This window comes from Staphylococcus cohnii species complex 1663, assembly GCF_041008415.1.
Classification (GTDB): Bacteria; Bacillota; Bacilli; order Staphylococcales; family Staphylococcaceae; genus Staphylococcus; species Staphylococcus ureilyticus.
In genome coordinates this window covers 139132-155662 of the sequence record NZ_JBFDVL010000004.1, presented here as the reverse complement: position 1 = coordinate 155662, position 16531 = coordinate 139132, and the positions used below count along the sequence as shown (strand labels likewise).

Below are 16531 nucleotides of genomic sequence, written 5' to 3'. Positions count from 1 at the left end.
ATTAGACACTTAAAATCAAATTACATTGTGTCACGCATAACATTCATTACTTTATCACTCTCTTAAATTTCATGCTATAATAAATTTTAATTTAATTCTTATACTTTTGGAGGTATTCCAATGAAATCTATCACTTTTTTTACGCATAATGTTTATGCTATGGGTGGTACTGTTAAATCTATTTCTCAATTAGCTAATGTTTTAGCCGAAAAAGGTCATAAGGTTGAAATCATTTCCGTTTTCAAGGGGGCTTCTAAACCTTATTTCAAACTACATAAATCTATTAAAGTTCGTGCTTTAACAGACTATCAGTTACATTTTTTAAATATTAAAGCTATATTTTTTAATAGAATCCGCAAATACACTCCGTTTTCTAGACCAAAATTAATTTCACAATATGAACCAGGTCTTTATCAGTTTTCACATTATATAGAAAAGAAAATGATTCAAGCAATACGCAATGTTTCCACTGATATGCTCATTGGTACACGTGCGAGTTTTAATATATTAATTGCTCACTATGGTCCACAAAATGTAGAGAAAATAGGTATGGAACATATGAATTTTGAAGCACATAACGATGCCCTACAACAAGAAATCTTAGATGCTTATCAATATTTAGACAAAATAACCACACTAACAGAAAGTGATAAAAGTAAATATGAATCTTTTGTTCAAACTCCTGTTTATGTCATACCCAACATTTTAAATGAGCCCCGTCTCTCAATATCAAAAGAAAAAATCATTACTGCCGCAGGACGACTAGAATACGAAAAAGGGTTCGACCTATTAATTCAAAGTATCATACCTATTCAACAAGAAGTCAGACGTTTTAAATATCAAATACACATCTATGGTGACGGAAAAGAGCATGAGCTTTTACAACAATTAGTCATAGAGCACCAACTAGCAGATATCGTAAAACTTTATGGTTCAACTCAGCAATTAAACGAAAAATTAGCTAAAAGTGATATTACAGTCGTCCCTTCTCGTAATGAAGGGTTCGGAATGGTAATTTTAGAAGCTATGAATCAAGGTAATGTCGTGGTTAGTTTTGATGGTAATGCAGGACCAGACGCTCTGATACAAAATAACGTCAATGGATACCTCGTATCGCATGGAAATGTAAAAGATCTTTCTAATAAACTACTCAGACTTATCAATCAGGAATTTAATAAACAATCCATCATAGAAAATGGGTATCAAACCGTCCAATTATTTTCATCAGATTCAGTCTACCATTACTTTCAAATGATGATTGCATCGAAATAAAAAAAGAAGCCAAACGGCTTCTTTTTTATTTCGATCTTTATATTTTATTACAATAAACCTAATCATCTGTAATATGCCATAATCACAGGCATCTTACTAACAACCATAACCACGATGATGCTTTAATGAATGATAAAGTTCAACATGAAAGTCCATAAACATATAAAGATAATAAATGCAAAACTATAGCGTAACGTCATTTTTAATAACTCTGATTCTTTACCTACTTGTTGTACAGATGCAGTTGCAATCGCAATGGATTGTGGTGAAATTAATTTCGCTGCTACACCACCTACTGTATTTGCAGATACAAGCAATGCACCGCTTGTACCAATATTATTAGCTACCGCTGACTGTATCGGAGCAAATAGTGTATTATTATTTGTCACAGAACCAGTTAAAAATACGCCAATCCAACCTAAGATAGGTGACAATAGCGGGAAGATTGATCCTGCTTTAGCAATACCTTCACCTAAAGCATTACTTAAACCTGCATAAGTCATCAATTTAGAAATAATTAAAATAATACAAATTGTAATAATAGGTAACCATAATTCTTTAAAAGTTAATTTTAATAAGCGTGTTGCATCAAGCATGTTCACTTGTTTTGACATTAATATAGTTATTAAAATTACTAATAAAATCGCTGTACCAGTTTGTCCAATGATATTGAGTGGTAATGTAATTGCTTTGTCAGCAATGTCACTATACGTACCTGGTAGTTGAATATTAAATACTAATGCGCTCAACGCACCATTAGGTGAGAACAACGCTTTAAATTGTGGTGCACTCCAAATCATAACTAATGCTGTTAAAATCACAAATGGACTCCATGCATATATTAAAGTTTTAAAATTATGTTTTACAATAGACTTAGGTTCTCCACTATCTTTCAACCTAAATATATTTTTAGGCTGATGTTTTTTAGAATATAAGGCTAACGCTAACATTGATACTAACGGTGGGATAATATCAGCTAGTTCTGGTCCAATAAACACCGTAATCAAAGCTTGTAATATCGTAAAAGTTCCACCAACAATAAGGATTGCTGGTAACGTTTCTTTAATACCTTTAAAACCGTCAATAATCCATACTAATAAAAATGGGATAAACATATTCATAATCGATAAAGTTAAAGCAGACATTTGAGAAACCGCAAATCCTGTAACATCACTTGGTAAACCAAGTGTATCAATCACTGTTACAGGCAAGCCAATTGCTCCAAATGCACCAGCTGAAGCATTAGCAATTAAACATAACATTGCAGCTTCTAAAGGTTTAAAGCCTAATTGAGTTAATAACAAGGCACATATGGCAATCGGCACACCAAAACCTGCTGCACCTTCTAAAAATCCATTAAACGCAAAACCTATGAGCAATAATTGAATACGATGATCTTGCGATACACTCGCAATACTATCTTGAATCTTATCAAATTGCCCAGTTTCATTTGTAACCTTATATAACAGCACTGCCATAATCACAATATAACCAATTGGAATGATGCCTTGGAAAAATCCTTCAATTGATGCACCTGTTGCGATATTCATAGGCAATTTGAATATCGTTATTGCAAGTATCAATGTAACTACTAATGTCGTAATTGACGCATATATCCCTTTCATTTTGAAAATGGTTAAGCATAATAAAAATAAAATGATAGGGATAGCGGCTACAATACTGGATAATAATACATTGTTAAAGGGGTTAATACTTTCTACAAACATTTATACTCACTTCCTATACTTAAATTAATTAATCATCTTCCGTTTGTGAATTATTTCACATAAATTATAACATCTACTTTAAGTAAAATACAATAATTTTCAAAAAATTAATAGCCTAAAATTAAAGTTTTTTATTTTTCTAATAAACTCCAATTGAATATACATCATCTCAAACGCAATTCTTCAATCCTAATATGAATATTGAAGTTTCTTTTATCTATGACGTATTAAATGATAAAATAAGGATAATAATATTTAAATCGAGGGATTATAAATGATAAAGCAAATAGAAGTTTCAACGTGGGACCTTTTCGTAAAGGACCTTGAGAAAGCTACAGCACAAGGATATACTCACTTTGTATATATAGATCAAAATAGTGAAATTTATCAATCGATGTTAGACGCAGTTACACTAAAACCGGTCACTATCGTTGCAGATTATACAATCAATCAACAATATTTAAATGATTGCCGATATTTTGGTAAACCCGAAATCACTTTTAATGATTGGATGGATAATCTAAATCATTTTCCAAATATTATTTTCCATATAGAAACCACTCAAAAAATAATAAACAATTATACCATTAATAATATATTTGACTTAGCATTATTATCACTATTGCAAGATGATGTAGCAACAGATAGCCATGTCGTTTTCAATTTCAAACATGCTTTTACAACCAGTAGTGCTATATGGGATTATATTCAAGCATTCACGCCATTAAACACTACTAAATTCAATTTAAACAAATTAGCCTTTGAACATAAACACTCGATACCATTTAAAAATAGTGAAACACTAGCGCCTAATCACGACGACATTCGATTTACAGATAAAGTGCTTAAAAATACTAAATTCAAACTTCCACATTGGATTTATACTTTAGTTCATCGTCATTACGAAAAAAAACATTATGAAAGCAGTTATATTTATAAGAAAGATAAATCGAAAGTTAAAAATCATATCGTCTTTTTAGGTTTTGATTATGGATTTCGAGGTAATTCTCGCTATTTATTTAATCATTTTGCAAAGTACTTTTCTAAATTACCTATATTTTTTATAACGAATGATGTAAATGGCCCTAATTTTATCGATCCAAATGACGCGAAATCAAAAAATCTAATAGAAACAGCAAGTGTGGTTATTTTAGAAAACGATATCCCTGATGATATCAAACCAAATGGTACAATTATACAACTATGGCATGGCACACCTATTAAAAAACTATTTTTAGATAGTCATGAACCTAATGAGAATCTCAATATCTATAATTATCGTGCACGCAAATATAATAAATGGTTGCAACAAGATTACTTCATCAGTGATTCCGGAGCCATTATGGAACATTTCAAGTCTGCGTTTCCACAACAACACACACACTTATTAAATTGTGGGTATCCGAGAATTAGATATCTGTTAGATAAACAATCTGATCAACCATATATCTCATTTATAAAGAAAGAATTAAAACTAGATCCTCAAAAACAAACATTACTTTATGTTCCTACATGGAAAGCAGCAAATGAAGCAACCGATTTGTTACCAATGAGTGATGGCTTATTGAATAAATATAATGTTATCTTTAAAGGACATATCAACGACCAATCTAACTATATACCTGAAAATGCTATCATTGCGCCATCACATATTGAAGTTCAAGATTTATTGTTAGTATCAGATACAGTATTAACAGATTATTCTTCACTTATTTTTGATGCACTTACGATTGATAAAACTGTCTGTCAATATACGCCTGACCATGAAAAATATGTGAGTGAACGCGGTGTTTATGAAGATGTTATGCATTCTCTTTCTACAGTTAGATATAGTGATTCAAAAGCGCTCTTAAATGATTTAATCAGTCACCAAATGAAAGATATACATGCTAATCCGTTTATAAATAAAGACAACCATGCCTTTGAAACGATTTCACATATTATTCAAAAGTCGATTAATTCCAATAAATTAAACTAATCATCACATATACAACCAACAATTTGTTATTCTAATTTAAAATTCAAAGTTTTAAATTATGAATATTGGCTTTGGTGCTTTTATTTAAATATAAAATGCATTTAAAGGAATCATACTCGAACGATTCGCACATAAAGAAAATTTTACCAAAATAAAAAGTGGCAAGTTAGAAGTTAATGCTTTCTACTTGCCACTTTTTTATAATACGTATAAAAATCACGTTATTTTATGATGCTTTTATTGTTGGTAAGCTGGATCAACTACTCTAACAGTTCCTTGTTGGTCAACAGTTACAATTGAATAACTACCAGGTTGTGCTTGGTTTTGGAAGCTAAAGATATAGCTATAATTCCCTTCGCTTCCTTCAATAGCATAATCATTATAAGGATTTGATTGGCCATTTAACGCATTGACTTCAGCAGTTGCATTGTCTAAAGCGTTTTGGAAATTAGGCAATGACTGTAAAGCTGTTTGTGCGTCAGTGCTACCTGAAGTAATGTTTTGTGCGACTGGCACTGCATTTTGACCTTGATAAGGTGCCACATATTGAGAAGCACCACTGTTACCTGTGTTGCCCGCATTTGAATTACCTGCACTATTAGATGCTTGATCAGCATTACTATTTGCATTACTTGCTGTGCTCTCATTGCTATCCGCATTGCTTGAATTGTTATCATTATTTGAATTATCGCTATTGCTATCACTGCCGTTGGAACCGTTAGTCGAACTATCATTGGCATTGTCACTGTTTCCAGAATTGCTGCTATCATCAGAGTTAGAACTAGAGTCTGAGTCAGAACTATTTTTATCAGCATCACTGTCTGATTTGTTGTCCGAATTACTATCTGAATCTTTATCGGAACTATCATTGTCCTTTTTGTCATCGCTCTTAGAATTTTTTGAGTCTTTTGATTTGTCATCAGAAGACTGTTTGTCTTTCGAACTATCGTCTTTACTACCGCCATTGTCATCACTACCATTAGAACAAGCAGCAAGTGCTAATGTAAGTGTAAGAAAACCTGCTAATAACTTCTTCATATAATAAGCCTCCTTAGTTGTGTCCTTCCCATTGCCTAATTTAAAATTATGTAATGTGTTTAACAATTAGGATAAATGAGAATTATTATGTTATTCACTATTATTATTAAAATAAACACCTTTTATCAAAACTTTTTTTGAAATAAATATAATTTTTACAAAAACTTAAAAAATAGAAACTTTAATTTAATATCTAGCTTTTGCAATAGGAATACAATGCGCCAAGATAATTGAACAGATTACAGGATAAATGACTTTTTCAAAAGCTGCTATATGTTTTTTTCCATTATTAAATCTGTATCTACCACGTTACCAGTATGAAATTCATGGGAACCTGTTATACGTAGGCCTTGTTTTTTATAAAAGTTTAATGCTTTTTCATTATATTCCCATACACCTAACCAAATTTTTGTTTTATACAACTCGCGTGCTTTTTTAATTGCAAAATCAAAAACATTTTTCCCTTTTCCTCCACCTTGTGATTGAGGTAAAAAGTATATTCTTTGAATTTCTAAGTAGGATTCACCCATTGCCTCAGTTTGTGCATCGTCTATATTTAATTTAAAATAACCTACAATTTCATTATTGCTGAGATAAAAATATGTGAATGAATGTTTATTATTCAATTCGTCTTGTAACGTTTCCACATTATATGCCTGTTTAAAATAGGTTTCAAAATCTTCCTGTGTATATCCACCTTCTTTGAATGTATGTTTAAATGTTGTAATACAAATTTCTCTTAACCGATGTACTTCCGATTGTTTTACCAATTCAATATTATCTGTCATACTGCATGCCCCCTTTTTAGCATCTTGTCAATTAGTATACTAAAATGTTAAATATGTTACTATACGACTTAATATATTTTTTTGACAACTTAAAGTATAGTCAAATGACATAAAGTTTACGATTGTTAAAATTAAAACGCTTACTTTTAAATCAGCGCTTTTACACTTATTGTGAAATTCACAATATCATGATAAAGTAGTTCTAGTTTTTTAATTGTTCATAAATATATATACATAAGGGAGTGCCATAAGGCAATGACGAAAACATTTAAAGCTTTTGTGGTCAATGAACAAGACGGCAAAGTAACAAGCGAATTTAAAGATATGACAATAGATGATCTTCCAGAAGGTGAAGTGTTGATTAAAACGAAATACTCTGGAATTAATTATAAAGATGCATTAGCTACATTAGACAATTCAAAAATTGTTAACAGTTATCCAATGGTGCCAGGCATCGATTTAGCAGGTGTGGTAGCTCACTCTGACACACATGCTTTTGAACCAGGAGATGAAGTCATCGTTACAGGGTACGGTTTAGGAACAGACCATTTCGGAGGTTTTAGTGAATATGTTCGCGTAAAAGAAGAATGGATTGTACCTTTACCTAAAGACCTCACACTTGAAGAAGCTATGATATATGGGACAGCAGGTTACACAGCTGGTTTAGCAATTGAAAAATTAGAGCATAATGGACTATCTGTAGAAAAAGATCAAGTGCTTGTAAGAGGTGCAACAGGTGGTGTAGGAACATTAGCGATTATGATGTTAAATGGCATTGGATATGATGTGATCGCTAGTACAGGTAAGACTGAAGCTACTGAAACACTTAAAACCATAGGTGCAAAAGATGTTATTTCTAGAATTGACAAAGAAGATAATAAACCTTTAGGTAAACGCACATGGCAAGCAGTCATCGATCCAGTTGGTGGTGACAGTTTTTCACAAATCATTAAGCAACTTAATTATAATGGTAGCGTTGCGCTCATTGGCATGACAGGAGGCGCTACATTCGATAGTTCAGTCTTTCCTTTCATATTAAGAGGTGTAAACGTTATAGGTATTGACTCTGTATATACAGAAATGAGACAACGGAAACATATTTGGCGTCGTCTATCAAAAGATTTAAAACCAGATCAATTACATGATATAAAACATAATATAAACTTTAAAGATATTAAAAACAGCATAGATGAAGTGCTTCAACATAATAATTCTGGTAGAATTGTTATCGAATTCGACGCATAAGATGATTTTATAAAACTCCGCACATCAAACAAAAATTGATGTGCGGAGTTTTATTTGATATCAACTTATATAACTATACATTTTTATTTAAACTACAAAAATATTACAATTCATATAAATATATATCAATAGATAAATTTATTATACTTTAACATTTACAATTAAAATATGAAAGCGTATACTTATTATTATTGAATATTATCAGGAGGGTTAATATGGGAATCAAAGTGAATAAAAAGCTCATCTTTTTCCTTGGTGCATTGGGAGGATTACTCTATGGTTATGACATGGGGGTTATATCAGGTGCACTGTTATTTATAAAAGATGACATACCGTTAAATAGTTTTACTGAAGGACTTGTCGTTGCATCGATGTTAGTCGGCGCTATCTTCGGCTCCGGTGCGAGTGGACCTATGTCTGATAGATTAGGTCGTAGACGTGTTGTATTTATTATCGCTATTATTTATATTGTCGGTGCATTAATTTTAGCCTTAGCACCATCAATGCCAGTATTAGTAATTGGTAGACTTGTTATCGGATTAGCTGTCGGTGGCTCAACAGCAATCGTACCAGTATATTTATCTGAAATGGCACCTACCGAACAACGTGGTTCGTTAAGTTCCTTAAACCAATTAATGATTACAATTGGTATTTTATCTTCATATTTAATTAACTATGCTTTCACTCCAATCGAAGGATGGAGATGGATGCTCGGTTTAGCAGTATTACCTTCACTCATTCTATTAATCGGTGTAGCATTTATGCCTGAAAGCCCTAGATGGCTACTTGAACACAGAAGTGAAAAAGCTGCTCGTGACGTTATGAAATTAACATTTAAAGAAAGCGAAATTGATAAAGAAATTGCTGATATGAAAGAAATAAATGCTATTTCTGAAAGCACTTGGAATGTATTAAAATCACCTTGGTTAAGACCAACATTGATCATTGGTAGTGTATTTGCTTTATTACAACAAATTATAGGTATTAACGCTATTATTTATTACGCACCAACGATATTTAGTAAAGCTGGTCTTGGAAATGCAACTTCTATATTAGGCACAGTTGGTATTGGTACCGTAAACGTCCTTATTACGATTGTAGCAATTATGATTATTGATAAAATAGATCGTAAGCGATTATTAGTCATCGGTAATATTGGTATGGTAGCTTCACTATTAATCATGGCAATATTAGTTTGGACAGTTGGTATCCAATCTTCTGCATGGATTATGGTTGCTTGTCTAACGCTTTTCATCATCTTCTTTGGTTTTACTTGGGGACCAGTACTTTGGGTTATGTTACCAGAATTATTCCCAATGCGTGCACGTGGTGCTGCAACAGGAATCGCTGCTTTAGTACTATCTATTGGTAGTTTACTAGTTGCGCAATTATTCCCTATTTTGACTGATGTTTTATCAGTAGAACAAGTTTTCTTAATCTTTGCAGCTATCGGTGTCTGTGCTTTAATCTTTGTTATTAAATACTTACCAGAAACACGCGGACGTAGTTTAGAAGAAATAGAAGCTGATTTAAGATCTAGAACAAATGCAACTGATGTCAATGTTAAAGAATCCAAATAAACATTACATTGCTAAAACAAAATTAATGTGAGTTTTTAGGGTATAAAACCTATGCTCAAAATAAGAGAGCTAATCCGTTCTGGATTAGCTCTCTTTGCATCTCGCAAATTAATCCGTATAGTTTTCTAAAAGATGGTTTGGTATCATTCACTCTGAATGTGAACGCGTTGTATTATCATTAAAAAATGATATCAATTAGCACAACATCACACACGTCAGATTCTATCTTTATGATAGAGCAATGGACGTGTGTTTCATAGATAACTATCTTTAAACTACTGCTTCGCATTTAAACATTCTTCAACATATTTAAATTTAGTATTTGATATACATCCCACAAGAATGAGGTTCCGTAGTCGTAAATCCGAATTGTTCATACAATTGATCTGCAGGATAATCTGCCATTAAACTCACATAAGTACCATCTTCTGCAACAGATGATATATATTTCATAATATTAGTCATAACCTGTTTACCATAACCCTGACCTTGATAACGTGGTTCTACTGCTATGTCAATAATTTGAAAAGCAGTACCGCCATCTCCAATTACTCTGCCCATCGCTATTAATAAGTCATCATCATATATTGTAATGTCAAAGCATGCATTTGATATCCCTTTTTCTGTCGCCTTTTGTGATTTTTCACTTAACCCAGCTTTTTTTCTCATATTTCTATAATCTTGTACTGTTGGCGCTTCGTACTTTATTTTAACCATGTATTTTCATCCCCCAGACTGCTAAACCATGATTTATAAATATTTTTTCATCACTACTTTATTAGATTCTTTGAATGCATCATTATGACTCGATACATAACCTTCAGGAGCTGCTTCTGGTTCAACATAAAGCTTTGCTAGATTAGCTGCGTTTGCTGCGTCGCTAAAAGCACTCGCGATTAAGTGTGCTTTTGCTTCATGATAAATAATATCACCACAAGCGTATAGACCTTCAATACTCGTTGCAGTGTTACCAAAACCTTTAATATTATATTCACTATGCATATCAACTTGAGTTGTAGATTGTTCTAATAATGTATTTTCTCTATCGAATCCATGACTGACGATGACTTCGTCAAAAGCACGTACCTCTTGTTCCCCTGTTTCAATATTTTCCAATATCACTTGTTCTATACGCGACTGGGTAACGTCTCCTATTAATTGATAGATATGTGTGTTGGGTAACTTTTCTACTGACAATCCATCTAATATATTTTTCATTGCTTCATAACCCTTGATATCCGCTTTTCGATAAATTAATGTCACACTTTTAGCATAGCCACTTAAATCATTTGCCCAATCTAGAGCAGAGTTACCTGCCCCTGAAATCAATACATTTTTGTTTTTAAAATGTTTTAAAGATTGCACAACATAATGTAAGTTTGTTAATTGATATCTTTCTGCTCCCTTGATATCAAGTTGTTTTGGATTAATGATGCCACCACCAATGGCGATAATAACAGATTTGGATTTATATATATTTCCTTTATTCGTCTCTACTTCAAAATGGCGTTCAGCCAATTTCCTTATATCTATCACACGTTCCTCTAAATTTACTTTAGGATTAAAATGTAGTCCTTGATTAACAGTATCTTGTATAATTTCATAGCAAGGTTTCGGTGCCAATCCCCCGATATCCCAAATAATCTTTTCAGGATACACGTGCATTTTACCTCCTAGCTTATCTTGAATATCAATAATTCTTACATTCATCCCTCTTAATCCAGAATAAAAGCTCGCGAACAGACCGGCTGGTCCACCACCGATAATGATTACATCATCCATAATAATCCTCCTACATGTACTACTTATTAATACCTATTATCCTATTATTGATAATGCTTATCAATTAAAAAGGATGACTTTTTAATAATTAATTACTTTATATGTATAATGGCTGTAAAATAAAATAAAAAGACGATCAAATTCGTATCGATCGTCTACTATATCTATGATTACTATATTTGTTTTAAAAATTCTATTTAGAGAAATTATTTTTCTGATTTTTTGACAATGGCGTTTTTAAGCAAGAAGAATAATAAAATAAAACCAGCTGTAATCACTGTATGCCCCATTCCTGCATAGCCAGCAAATGATTCCGGAACTTTAAGTCCCATCACTTGGTAAGTGCCTTTCGTAAACATCATACCAATCGTTACCAATACACCTATATTATACACGATAAAGAACCAATTAAATAAATAATAACTACTCAAATTAAATACTTTTGTTACTGGTAATAAAATGAGATGCATAAACATTCCTAATATTAACGTATGCGTATGTACTACTACTAATTGTGTATCACCTGTAAAGTCATAAGCAAGTGTTAATTCACGATAATAAAAACCACTAAGCAATCCTAAGATTGTATAAATTAAAAAAGCGTATAATATTCTGCGCATTCAAAATCCTCCTTAAAAATTATTATAAAATAAATTTAATTAAAATACAGTGACAATTCACCAAACTTCACAAAAAAGCCAGTAATCAAAATCTGATTACTAGCTTAATCACTTATGCTTTATCTTTCTTTACGAGACTTTTTAAAAATTGCTATGAGCGCTAAAATAATAGCTATGATAGATACAATCCATAAAGCGATAGAATCATTGCCCGATTGATTATTTTCAGAATCAACATCAGCTTTTTTGGATACTTTAGTCATAGGTGATGGTTTTTCTGCGTCTTCATCACCATTCCATTTTACAGTTTCTCCATCGTCATAAGTTTGATAAGCATCCCATTTAAATTCGCCTTCTTTATCAGGATTTGCTACTTGAATAGGTAAATCGACAAATTCATTGGGTCCAATACCTTTATCTTTAGCTGTCCAAGTAATTTTGGTAATATTACCATCGTCATCTTTAGTTAATTTATGATCAAATGTTTCCTGTGGTGCAACACCTACAACATTTACACCTTTGGGTACTTTCAACTCTATTTTTGTCGTGTTCGCTTCTTTTTCTACTGGAACTCTAACATCATATTTTTCATAAGAACCTGGTTCACTTGTGTCAGGATTCATAGTCACATGTGCATGAGCACTTTTGGAAAATACTAAAACAGTAAAACAAACTGCGATGGCTAAAATAAATTGTCTTTTCATCTTTTAAACTCCTATCCTGGGATATTTAATTGACTCATAATTACACCTGCTAATATGAGTAAAATACCTATACTTAGTTCTATGATTAATGCAAATCTATTTGTCTGACGATGCTTACCAAGCGCTCTAGTTGTTTGATAAAATCCTAACGTCATCATCACAAATGTTAGCAGAATCTTAATAAGTAATAAAACGCTCCACGTTTGAATATTTTTCCACAATGTTAAGACATTCGTTTGGTCAATTGACATAAGGACACCTGATATGACAATTAACATGACAGCGCTAATATTTACTTTTAATAAAAAAGGCCTCATTTGATTTACTGCAAATTGTTTTTTACCCAATACCATCACCACTAAGTATATCAAAGCGCCTAACCAAAATGAGATTCCAGTAATATGGATCACTCTGATAAAAATCGACCATATTGGTACAGATTGAGACCAAGCATGTCCAGACATACTAAGCGCAATTAATATTAGACTTGGAATGAATATATACCAACTTGTAGCCATATTTTTCAAAGTGAAAAGCAATAATAATATGATAACTGCAATCATTGTTAATATGAATGGTGTTTGCAATAAAGTTGCTTTTTGTAGACTTAACACATCTGACACAACATCAGAAGATAAAGTCATCATATAAATTAAAACTGTGATAACGGAAATCATGACCAACGTCAAAATGGTTGGCATCGTGTATGTTTTAAAATTTAAATGAGGTAAACTTTGTCTTTTAGCTAAGCGGTTGACAAAATAAAGGCCGGTAAGTGTAATCAATAATCCTTCTATTATAAAGCGCGTAACCCCAAACCAAAAATCTGCCTTTTCATAAAACGGTGGTGCTGTATCAATTCCATCTGCTGTCTGTTTTCCAACTGAAAATTCAAAACTATCATTGATTTCATGGCCATCTGCAGACATTGTATGCCATTTTATACTGTGCGTACCTTTATTTAAATTTCCAATGGGAAATGTCAATGTTTGAGAGGAACCTGTTGTACTTGGTTTTACTTCAGTCAATTCAGAACCATTGTCATCATAAATCTTTATGCTTGAATACTTTGAATGGACTGGTTCATTAAATTGTAATGTTATTTCATTTGGCGCGTTTTCAACCACACTATTTTGTGCTGGAGTAACTTTTTCTAAAGTTGCATGCGCTGAAACTTGCTGAGAAAAAGTAACTATCCCAATGATCAACGAAATTATAAATATAACATAAGAAAACTTATGAATTTTAAATGTTAATTGCACTTTCATCCCCCTTTTTCAAAAAGTTTATATTATCAATGATATTAAATGAAATATATATTCACAATATAAATTTCATTTTGTCATTTTTTGGACAAATAATTATAAATTAAATATTATTGTTCCAATTAATTAGAAATAAAAGATTAGTTTTGTTTCCATTAAAAATATTTATAATGTGTTGTTATAAAAATAAGTATTAAACTAATGCTAAATTTGTTTTTATTAGAAATGCTAAGTTACAAATTATGTATAAATTTAAATAGCAAAGGACTAATCCGTCGACTCTCACACGGACTAGTCCTTTGCTTTAATTATGCGCTTTAGGCCTCAACTTCTTATTCTTCAAGAATGATATGGTTTACATAAATATAACGCATTAAAATTCATCTTGTTCAACTTGCACAATTTTATCTACTTTACGTTGAGAACCGCCTTCCCAACTTACATTTAAGTATGCTTCAACATTTTTTTTAGCAACTTCTATACCAATAATTTGTGCACCCATAGTCAGTATTTGAGCATTGTTACTTAACTGTGCACGCTCTGCAGAATAGTAATCATGCGCCAAAGCAGCGCGTATGCCTTTTAATTTGTTGGCTGTTATCGCAACGCCAATCCCAGTTCCACAAATAAGAATACCACGTTCATTATCTCCTTGTTGGATGCTTTTACCAACTTTAGCAGCAACATCTGGATAATCCGTCTCCGCACAATGATGACAACCAAAATCTTCGACTTCATGGCCGAGTGTTTCTATATGCGTTTTCACTGCCTCTTTTAAGTCGTAACCATTGTGGTCTGCACCGATTGCTATTTTCATTCTAACTCCTCCTTATATACTTATCACTTCACTTATACATATGATTTAAATGTATTTAACATCAGATACGCTGACATCGCGCCAGGATCTACATGACCTTGCGCACGATAGCCTAATCGCTTAGAACGGCCTTTATTTGAAACAATATCCTTTGTACTTTCCATACCTTTTTTAGCCTCTAAAAGTGCAATCTCAAATGCTTCCTTGAAATTAATACTTTGATATTTAGATGTTTCTAATGAAAGATAGAATGGTTCAAGTGTATCAATCATCGTTTTATCACCTATTTCAGCTTTACCTCTTGCCTTAATTCCTTTACTGAATGCAATCCAAAATTGATATAAGTCTGTATCATCTAATTCAGTTTTATTTTTCACTGCAACTGCTGACTTTAAAAAACCTGAAGCATATAAAGGACCTACAGATGACCCGACTGCATCCAAAAAGCTTTTACCAACAGCAACACTGATTTTTGCAATATCATCTTGTACTTGTAACTCGTTATGAATCGTACTTTTTACAGCTTGATAACCAATATTCATCGTCACACCATGATCACCATCACCTATTTTTCTATCTAATTCACATAAGTTATCTTTTTGTTCTTCAAACAACTCAGCTAATGCTAGGATGAATGATTTATATGTTTCACTTGTTAATGTCATTACAATTTCCTCCTAGACTTCTTTAAAATTTGGACAATCGACAGGATGATCTATACATGACTTTAACGTCTCGTCCACCTTCATCAATGTTACTGAGAAGCCACCCATTTCCATTGATGTAATAAAATTACCAATATACGATTTGTACGTCTTTATATTATTTTCATTTAATATTGCATCAACTTCTTTATTGATAATATATAATTCCATTTGTGAGGTTGCACCCAACCCATTTACTAACACAACCACTTCATCACCTGATTGATAAAGACCTTCTTTCAAAATGTTTTTCATAATAACTTGGACGGTTTCTTTTGCTGTGCGAATCGTTGTTTTTTCAATACCTGGTTCACCATGATGTCCTAATCCAATTTCCATCTTATTATCTTCAAGATCAAAACTTGGTTTTCCTGTTTGCGGTAAATAACAAGGACTTAACCCAATGCCCATCGAACGTGTATAATCATTTGCCAGTTGTGCAATACGACGTACTTCCTTCAAATCATAGCCAAAATCAGCAGCAGCACCTGCAGCTTTATAAACCAGTAATTCACCTGCTATGCCACGTCTCTCTTCAATTTCCTTCGCTGAAGCAACATCATCATTTCCTATTACTACTGCTGTTTCAATATCATCTTCGACTTCTGTCATTTCGCTGGCCATTTCAAAATTCATTAAATCTCCTGCATAATTTCCATAAATATATAACACACCATTGCCGTCATGAATTTCTCTAGTTACAGCTTGTATAGGAATTGGTGAAGGTGAAGCGAAAATATTACCTACTGCCACACCATCAGCCATACCTTGACCAACATATCCGATAAAAGCTGGCTCATGTCCTGATCCTCCACCAATTAAAACACTCACTTTACGATTAGGGTGTCGTTTTTTTCCAATTAATGCTCTTTGATGCAAGTTTGAACGTCTAATATATTCAGGATAAGCAATTAAATATCCGGCCATTAATTCTTCTATAACGTCATCAGGATGATTAATCATCTTTTTCATTTAAAGTCTCTCCTTTTAACTATCTATGTTATCTATCAC

General features: G+C 32.4%; 15 protein-coding genes. 4 read left to right on the top strand and 11 right to left on the bottom strand.

The window, feature by feature from the left end; translation table 11 throughout:
- Window positions 1–120: 120 nt before the first annotated feature.
- A complete protein-coding gene (locus AB1J10_RS06205; RefSeq protein WP_064209334.1) occupies window positions 121–1272 on the top strand; it encodes a glycosyltransferase family 4 protein in 1152 nt (383 codons plus the stop codon).
- A gap of 122 nt (window positions 1273–1394) precedes the next feature.
- Here the strand turns inward: AB1J10_RS06205 and AB1J10_RS06200 are convergent, their stop codons facing one another.
- Window positions 1395–2999 carry an L-lactate permease gene (locus AB1J10_RS06200; RefSeq protein ID WP_019468859.1) on the bottom strand — a complete coding sequence of 535 codons (1605 nt, stop codon included), beginning with the start codon at window positions 2997–2999 and terminating at the stop codon, window positions 1395–1397.
- Window positions 3000–3273: 274 nt separating this feature from the next.
- Here AB1J10_RS06200 and AB1J10_RS06195 point away from each other — a divergent pair, with 274 nt between their 5' ends.
- Window positions 3274–4977, top strand: a complete 1704-nt coding sequence (locus AB1J10_RS06195; protein WP_070037506.1) for a CDP-glycerol glycerophosphotransferase family protein — start codon at window positions 3274–3276, stop codon at window positions 4975–4977.
- A 237-nt stretch (window positions 4978–5214) separates the two neighbouring features.
- Here AB1J10_RS06195 and AB1J10_RS06190 read toward each other — a convergent pair whose 3' ends face one another.
- Both AB1J10_RS06190 and AB1J10_RS06185 read right to left on the bottom strand, forming a co-directional pair.
- Window positions 5215–6015, bottom strand: a complete 801-nt coding sequence (locus AB1J10_RS06190) for a hypothetical protein (protein WP_107365425.1) — start codon at window positions 6013–6015, stop codon at window positions 5215–5217.
- Window positions 6016–6284: 269 nt separating this feature from the next.
- Entirely contained in the window at window positions 6285–6803 is a 519-nt protein-coding gene (locus AB1J10_RS06185) for a GNAT family N-acetyltransferase (RefSeq protein ID WP_019468856.1), read from the bottom strand.
- Between the two features lie 255 nt (window positions 6804–7058).
- On the opposite strand from AB1J10_RS06185, the gene AB1J10_RS06180 reads away from it, so the two are divergent.
- Together AB1J10_RS06180 and AB1J10_RS06175 are read left to right on the top strand one after the other, a co-directional pair.
- Window positions 7059–8048, top strand: coding sequence for an acrylyl-CoA reductase family protein (locus AB1J10_RS06180; protein ID WP_046208541.1), 990 nt, complete (start codon window positions 7059–7061; stop codon window positions 8046–8048).
- A gap of 215 nt (window positions 8049–8263) precedes the next feature.
- Window positions 8264–9628: a sugar porter family MFS transporter gene (locus AB1J10_RS06175; protein WP_176745319.1), complete on the top strand. Its 1365-nt coding sequence runs from the start codon at window positions 8264–8266 to the stop codon at window positions 9626–9628.
- A 315-nt stretch (window positions 9629–9943) separates the two neighbouring features.
- On the opposite strand, the gene AB1J10_RS06170 is transcribed toward AB1J10_RS06175, so the two are convergent.
- The 8 genes from AB1J10_RS06170 to AB1J10_RS06135 form a co-directional block, all read right to left on the bottom strand.
- A complete protein-coding gene (locus AB1J10_RS06170; RefSeq protein WP_064209331.1) occupies window positions 9944–10345 on the bottom strand; it encodes a GNAT family N-acetyltransferase in 402 nt (133 codons plus the stop codon).
- Between the two features lie 33 nt (window positions 10346–10378).
- Window positions 10379–11410 (bottom strand): NAD(P)/FAD-dependent oxidoreductase, encoded by a 1032-nt coding sequence (locus AB1J10_RS06165; protein WP_019468852.1) that lies wholly within the window; start codon window positions 11408–11410, stop codon window positions 10379–10381.
- A 206-nt stretch (window positions 11411–11616) separates the two neighbouring features.
- On the bottom strand, window positions 11617–12030 hold the full coding sequence (locus tag AB1J10_RS06160) for a DUF2871 domain-containing protein (protein WP_019468851.1): 414 nt from the start codon (window positions 12028–12030) through the stop codon (window positions 11617–11619).
- Between the two features lie 119 nt (window positions 12031–12149).
- Window positions 12150–12734, bottom strand: a complete 585-nt coding sequence (locus AB1J10_RS06155; protein ID WP_019468850.1) for a YcnI family copper-binding membrane protein — start codon at window positions 12732–12734, stop codon at window positions 12150–12152.
- An 11-nt stretch (window positions 12735–12745) separates the two neighbouring features.
- On the bottom strand, window positions 12746–14002 hold the full coding sequence (locus AB1J10_RS06150; RefSeq protein WP_198644484.1) for a copper resistance CopC/CopD family protein: 1257 nt from the start codon (window positions 14000–14002) through the stop codon (window positions 12746–12748).
- Between the two features lie 370 nt (window positions 14003–14372).
- Window positions 14373–14816 (bottom strand): ribose 5-phosphate isomerase B, encoded by a 444-nt coding sequence (rpiB, locus tag AB1J10_RS06145; RefSeq protein WP_107365524.1) that lies wholly within the window; start codon window positions 14814–14816, stop codon window positions 14373–14375.
- Between the two features lie 32 nt (window positions 14817–14848).
- Window positions 14849–15481 carry a dihydroxyacetone kinase subunit DhaL gene (dhaL, locus tag AB1J10_RS06140; protein ID WP_019468848.1) on the bottom strand — a complete coding sequence of 211 codons (633 nt, stop codon included), beginning with the start codon at window positions 15479–15481 and terminating at the stop codon, window positions 14849–14851.
- A gap of 12 nt (window positions 15482–15493) precedes the next feature.
- On the bottom strand, window positions 15494–16492 hold the full coding sequence (locus tag AB1J10_RS06135; protein WP_107365525.1) for a dihydroxyacetone kinase subunit DhaK: 999 nt from the start codon (window positions 16490–16492) through the stop codon (window positions 15494–15496).
- Between the last annotated feature and the right edge of the window lie 39 nt (window positions 16493–16531).

Coding starts and splice junctions, on each gene's coding strand:
- AB1J10_RS06205 (WP_064209334.1), top strand. CDS start 121: ATGAAATCTATCACTTTTTTTACGCATAATGTTTATGCTATGGGTGGT.
- AB1J10_RS06200 (WP_019468859.1), bottom strand. CDS start 2,999: ATGTTTGTAGAAAGTATTAACCCCTTTAACAATGTATTATTATCCAGT.
- AB1J10_RS06195 (WP_070037506.1), top strand. CDS start 3,274: ATGATAAAGCAAATAGAAGTTTCAACGTGGGACCTTTTCGTAAAGGAC.
- AB1J10_RS06190 (WP_107365425.1), bottom strand. CDS start 6,015: ATGAAGAAGTTATTAGCAGGTTTTCTTACACTTACATTAGCACTTGCT.
- AB1J10_RS06185 (WP_019468856.1), bottom strand. CDS start 6,803: ATGACAGATAATATTGAATTGGTAAAACAATCGGAAGTACATCGGTTA.
- AB1J10_RS06180 (WP_046208541.1), top strand. CDS start 7,059: ATGACGAAAACATTTAAAGCTTTTGTGGTCAATGAACAAGACGGCAAA.
- AB1J10_RS06175 (WP_176745319.1), top strand. CDS start 8,264: ATGGGAATCAAAGTGAATAAAAAGCTCATCTTTTTCCTTGGTGCATTG.
- AB1J10_RS06170 (WP_064209331.1), bottom strand. CDS start 10,345: ATGGTTAAAATAAAGTACGAAGCGCCAACAGTACAAGATTATAGAAAT.
- AB1J10_RS06165 (WP_019468852.1), bottom strand. CDS start 11,410: ATGGATGATGTAATCATTATCGGTGGTGGACCAGCCGGTCTGTTCGCG.
- AB1J10_RS06160 (WP_019468851.1), bottom strand. CDS start 12,030: ATGCGCAGAATATTATACGCTTTTTTAATTTATACAATCTTAGGATTG.
- AB1J10_RS06155 (WP_019468850.1), bottom strand. CDS start 12,734: ATGAAAAGACAATTTATTTTAGCCATCGCAGTTTGTTTTACTGTTTTA.
- AB1J10_RS06150 (WP_198644484.1), bottom strand. CDS start 14,002: ATGAAAGTGCAATTAACATTTAAAATTCATAAGTTTTCTTATGTTATA.
- rpiB (WP_107365524.1), bottom strand. CDS start 14,816: ATGAAAATAGCAATCGGTGCAGACCACAATGGTTACGACTTAAAAGAG.
- dhaL (WP_019468848.1), bottom strand. CDS start 15,481: ATGACATTAACAAGTGAAACATATAAATCATTCATCCTAGCATTAGCT.
- AB1J10_RS06135 (WP_107365525.1), bottom strand. CDS start 16,492: ATGAAAAAGATGATTAATCATCCTGATGACGTTATAGAAGAATTAATG.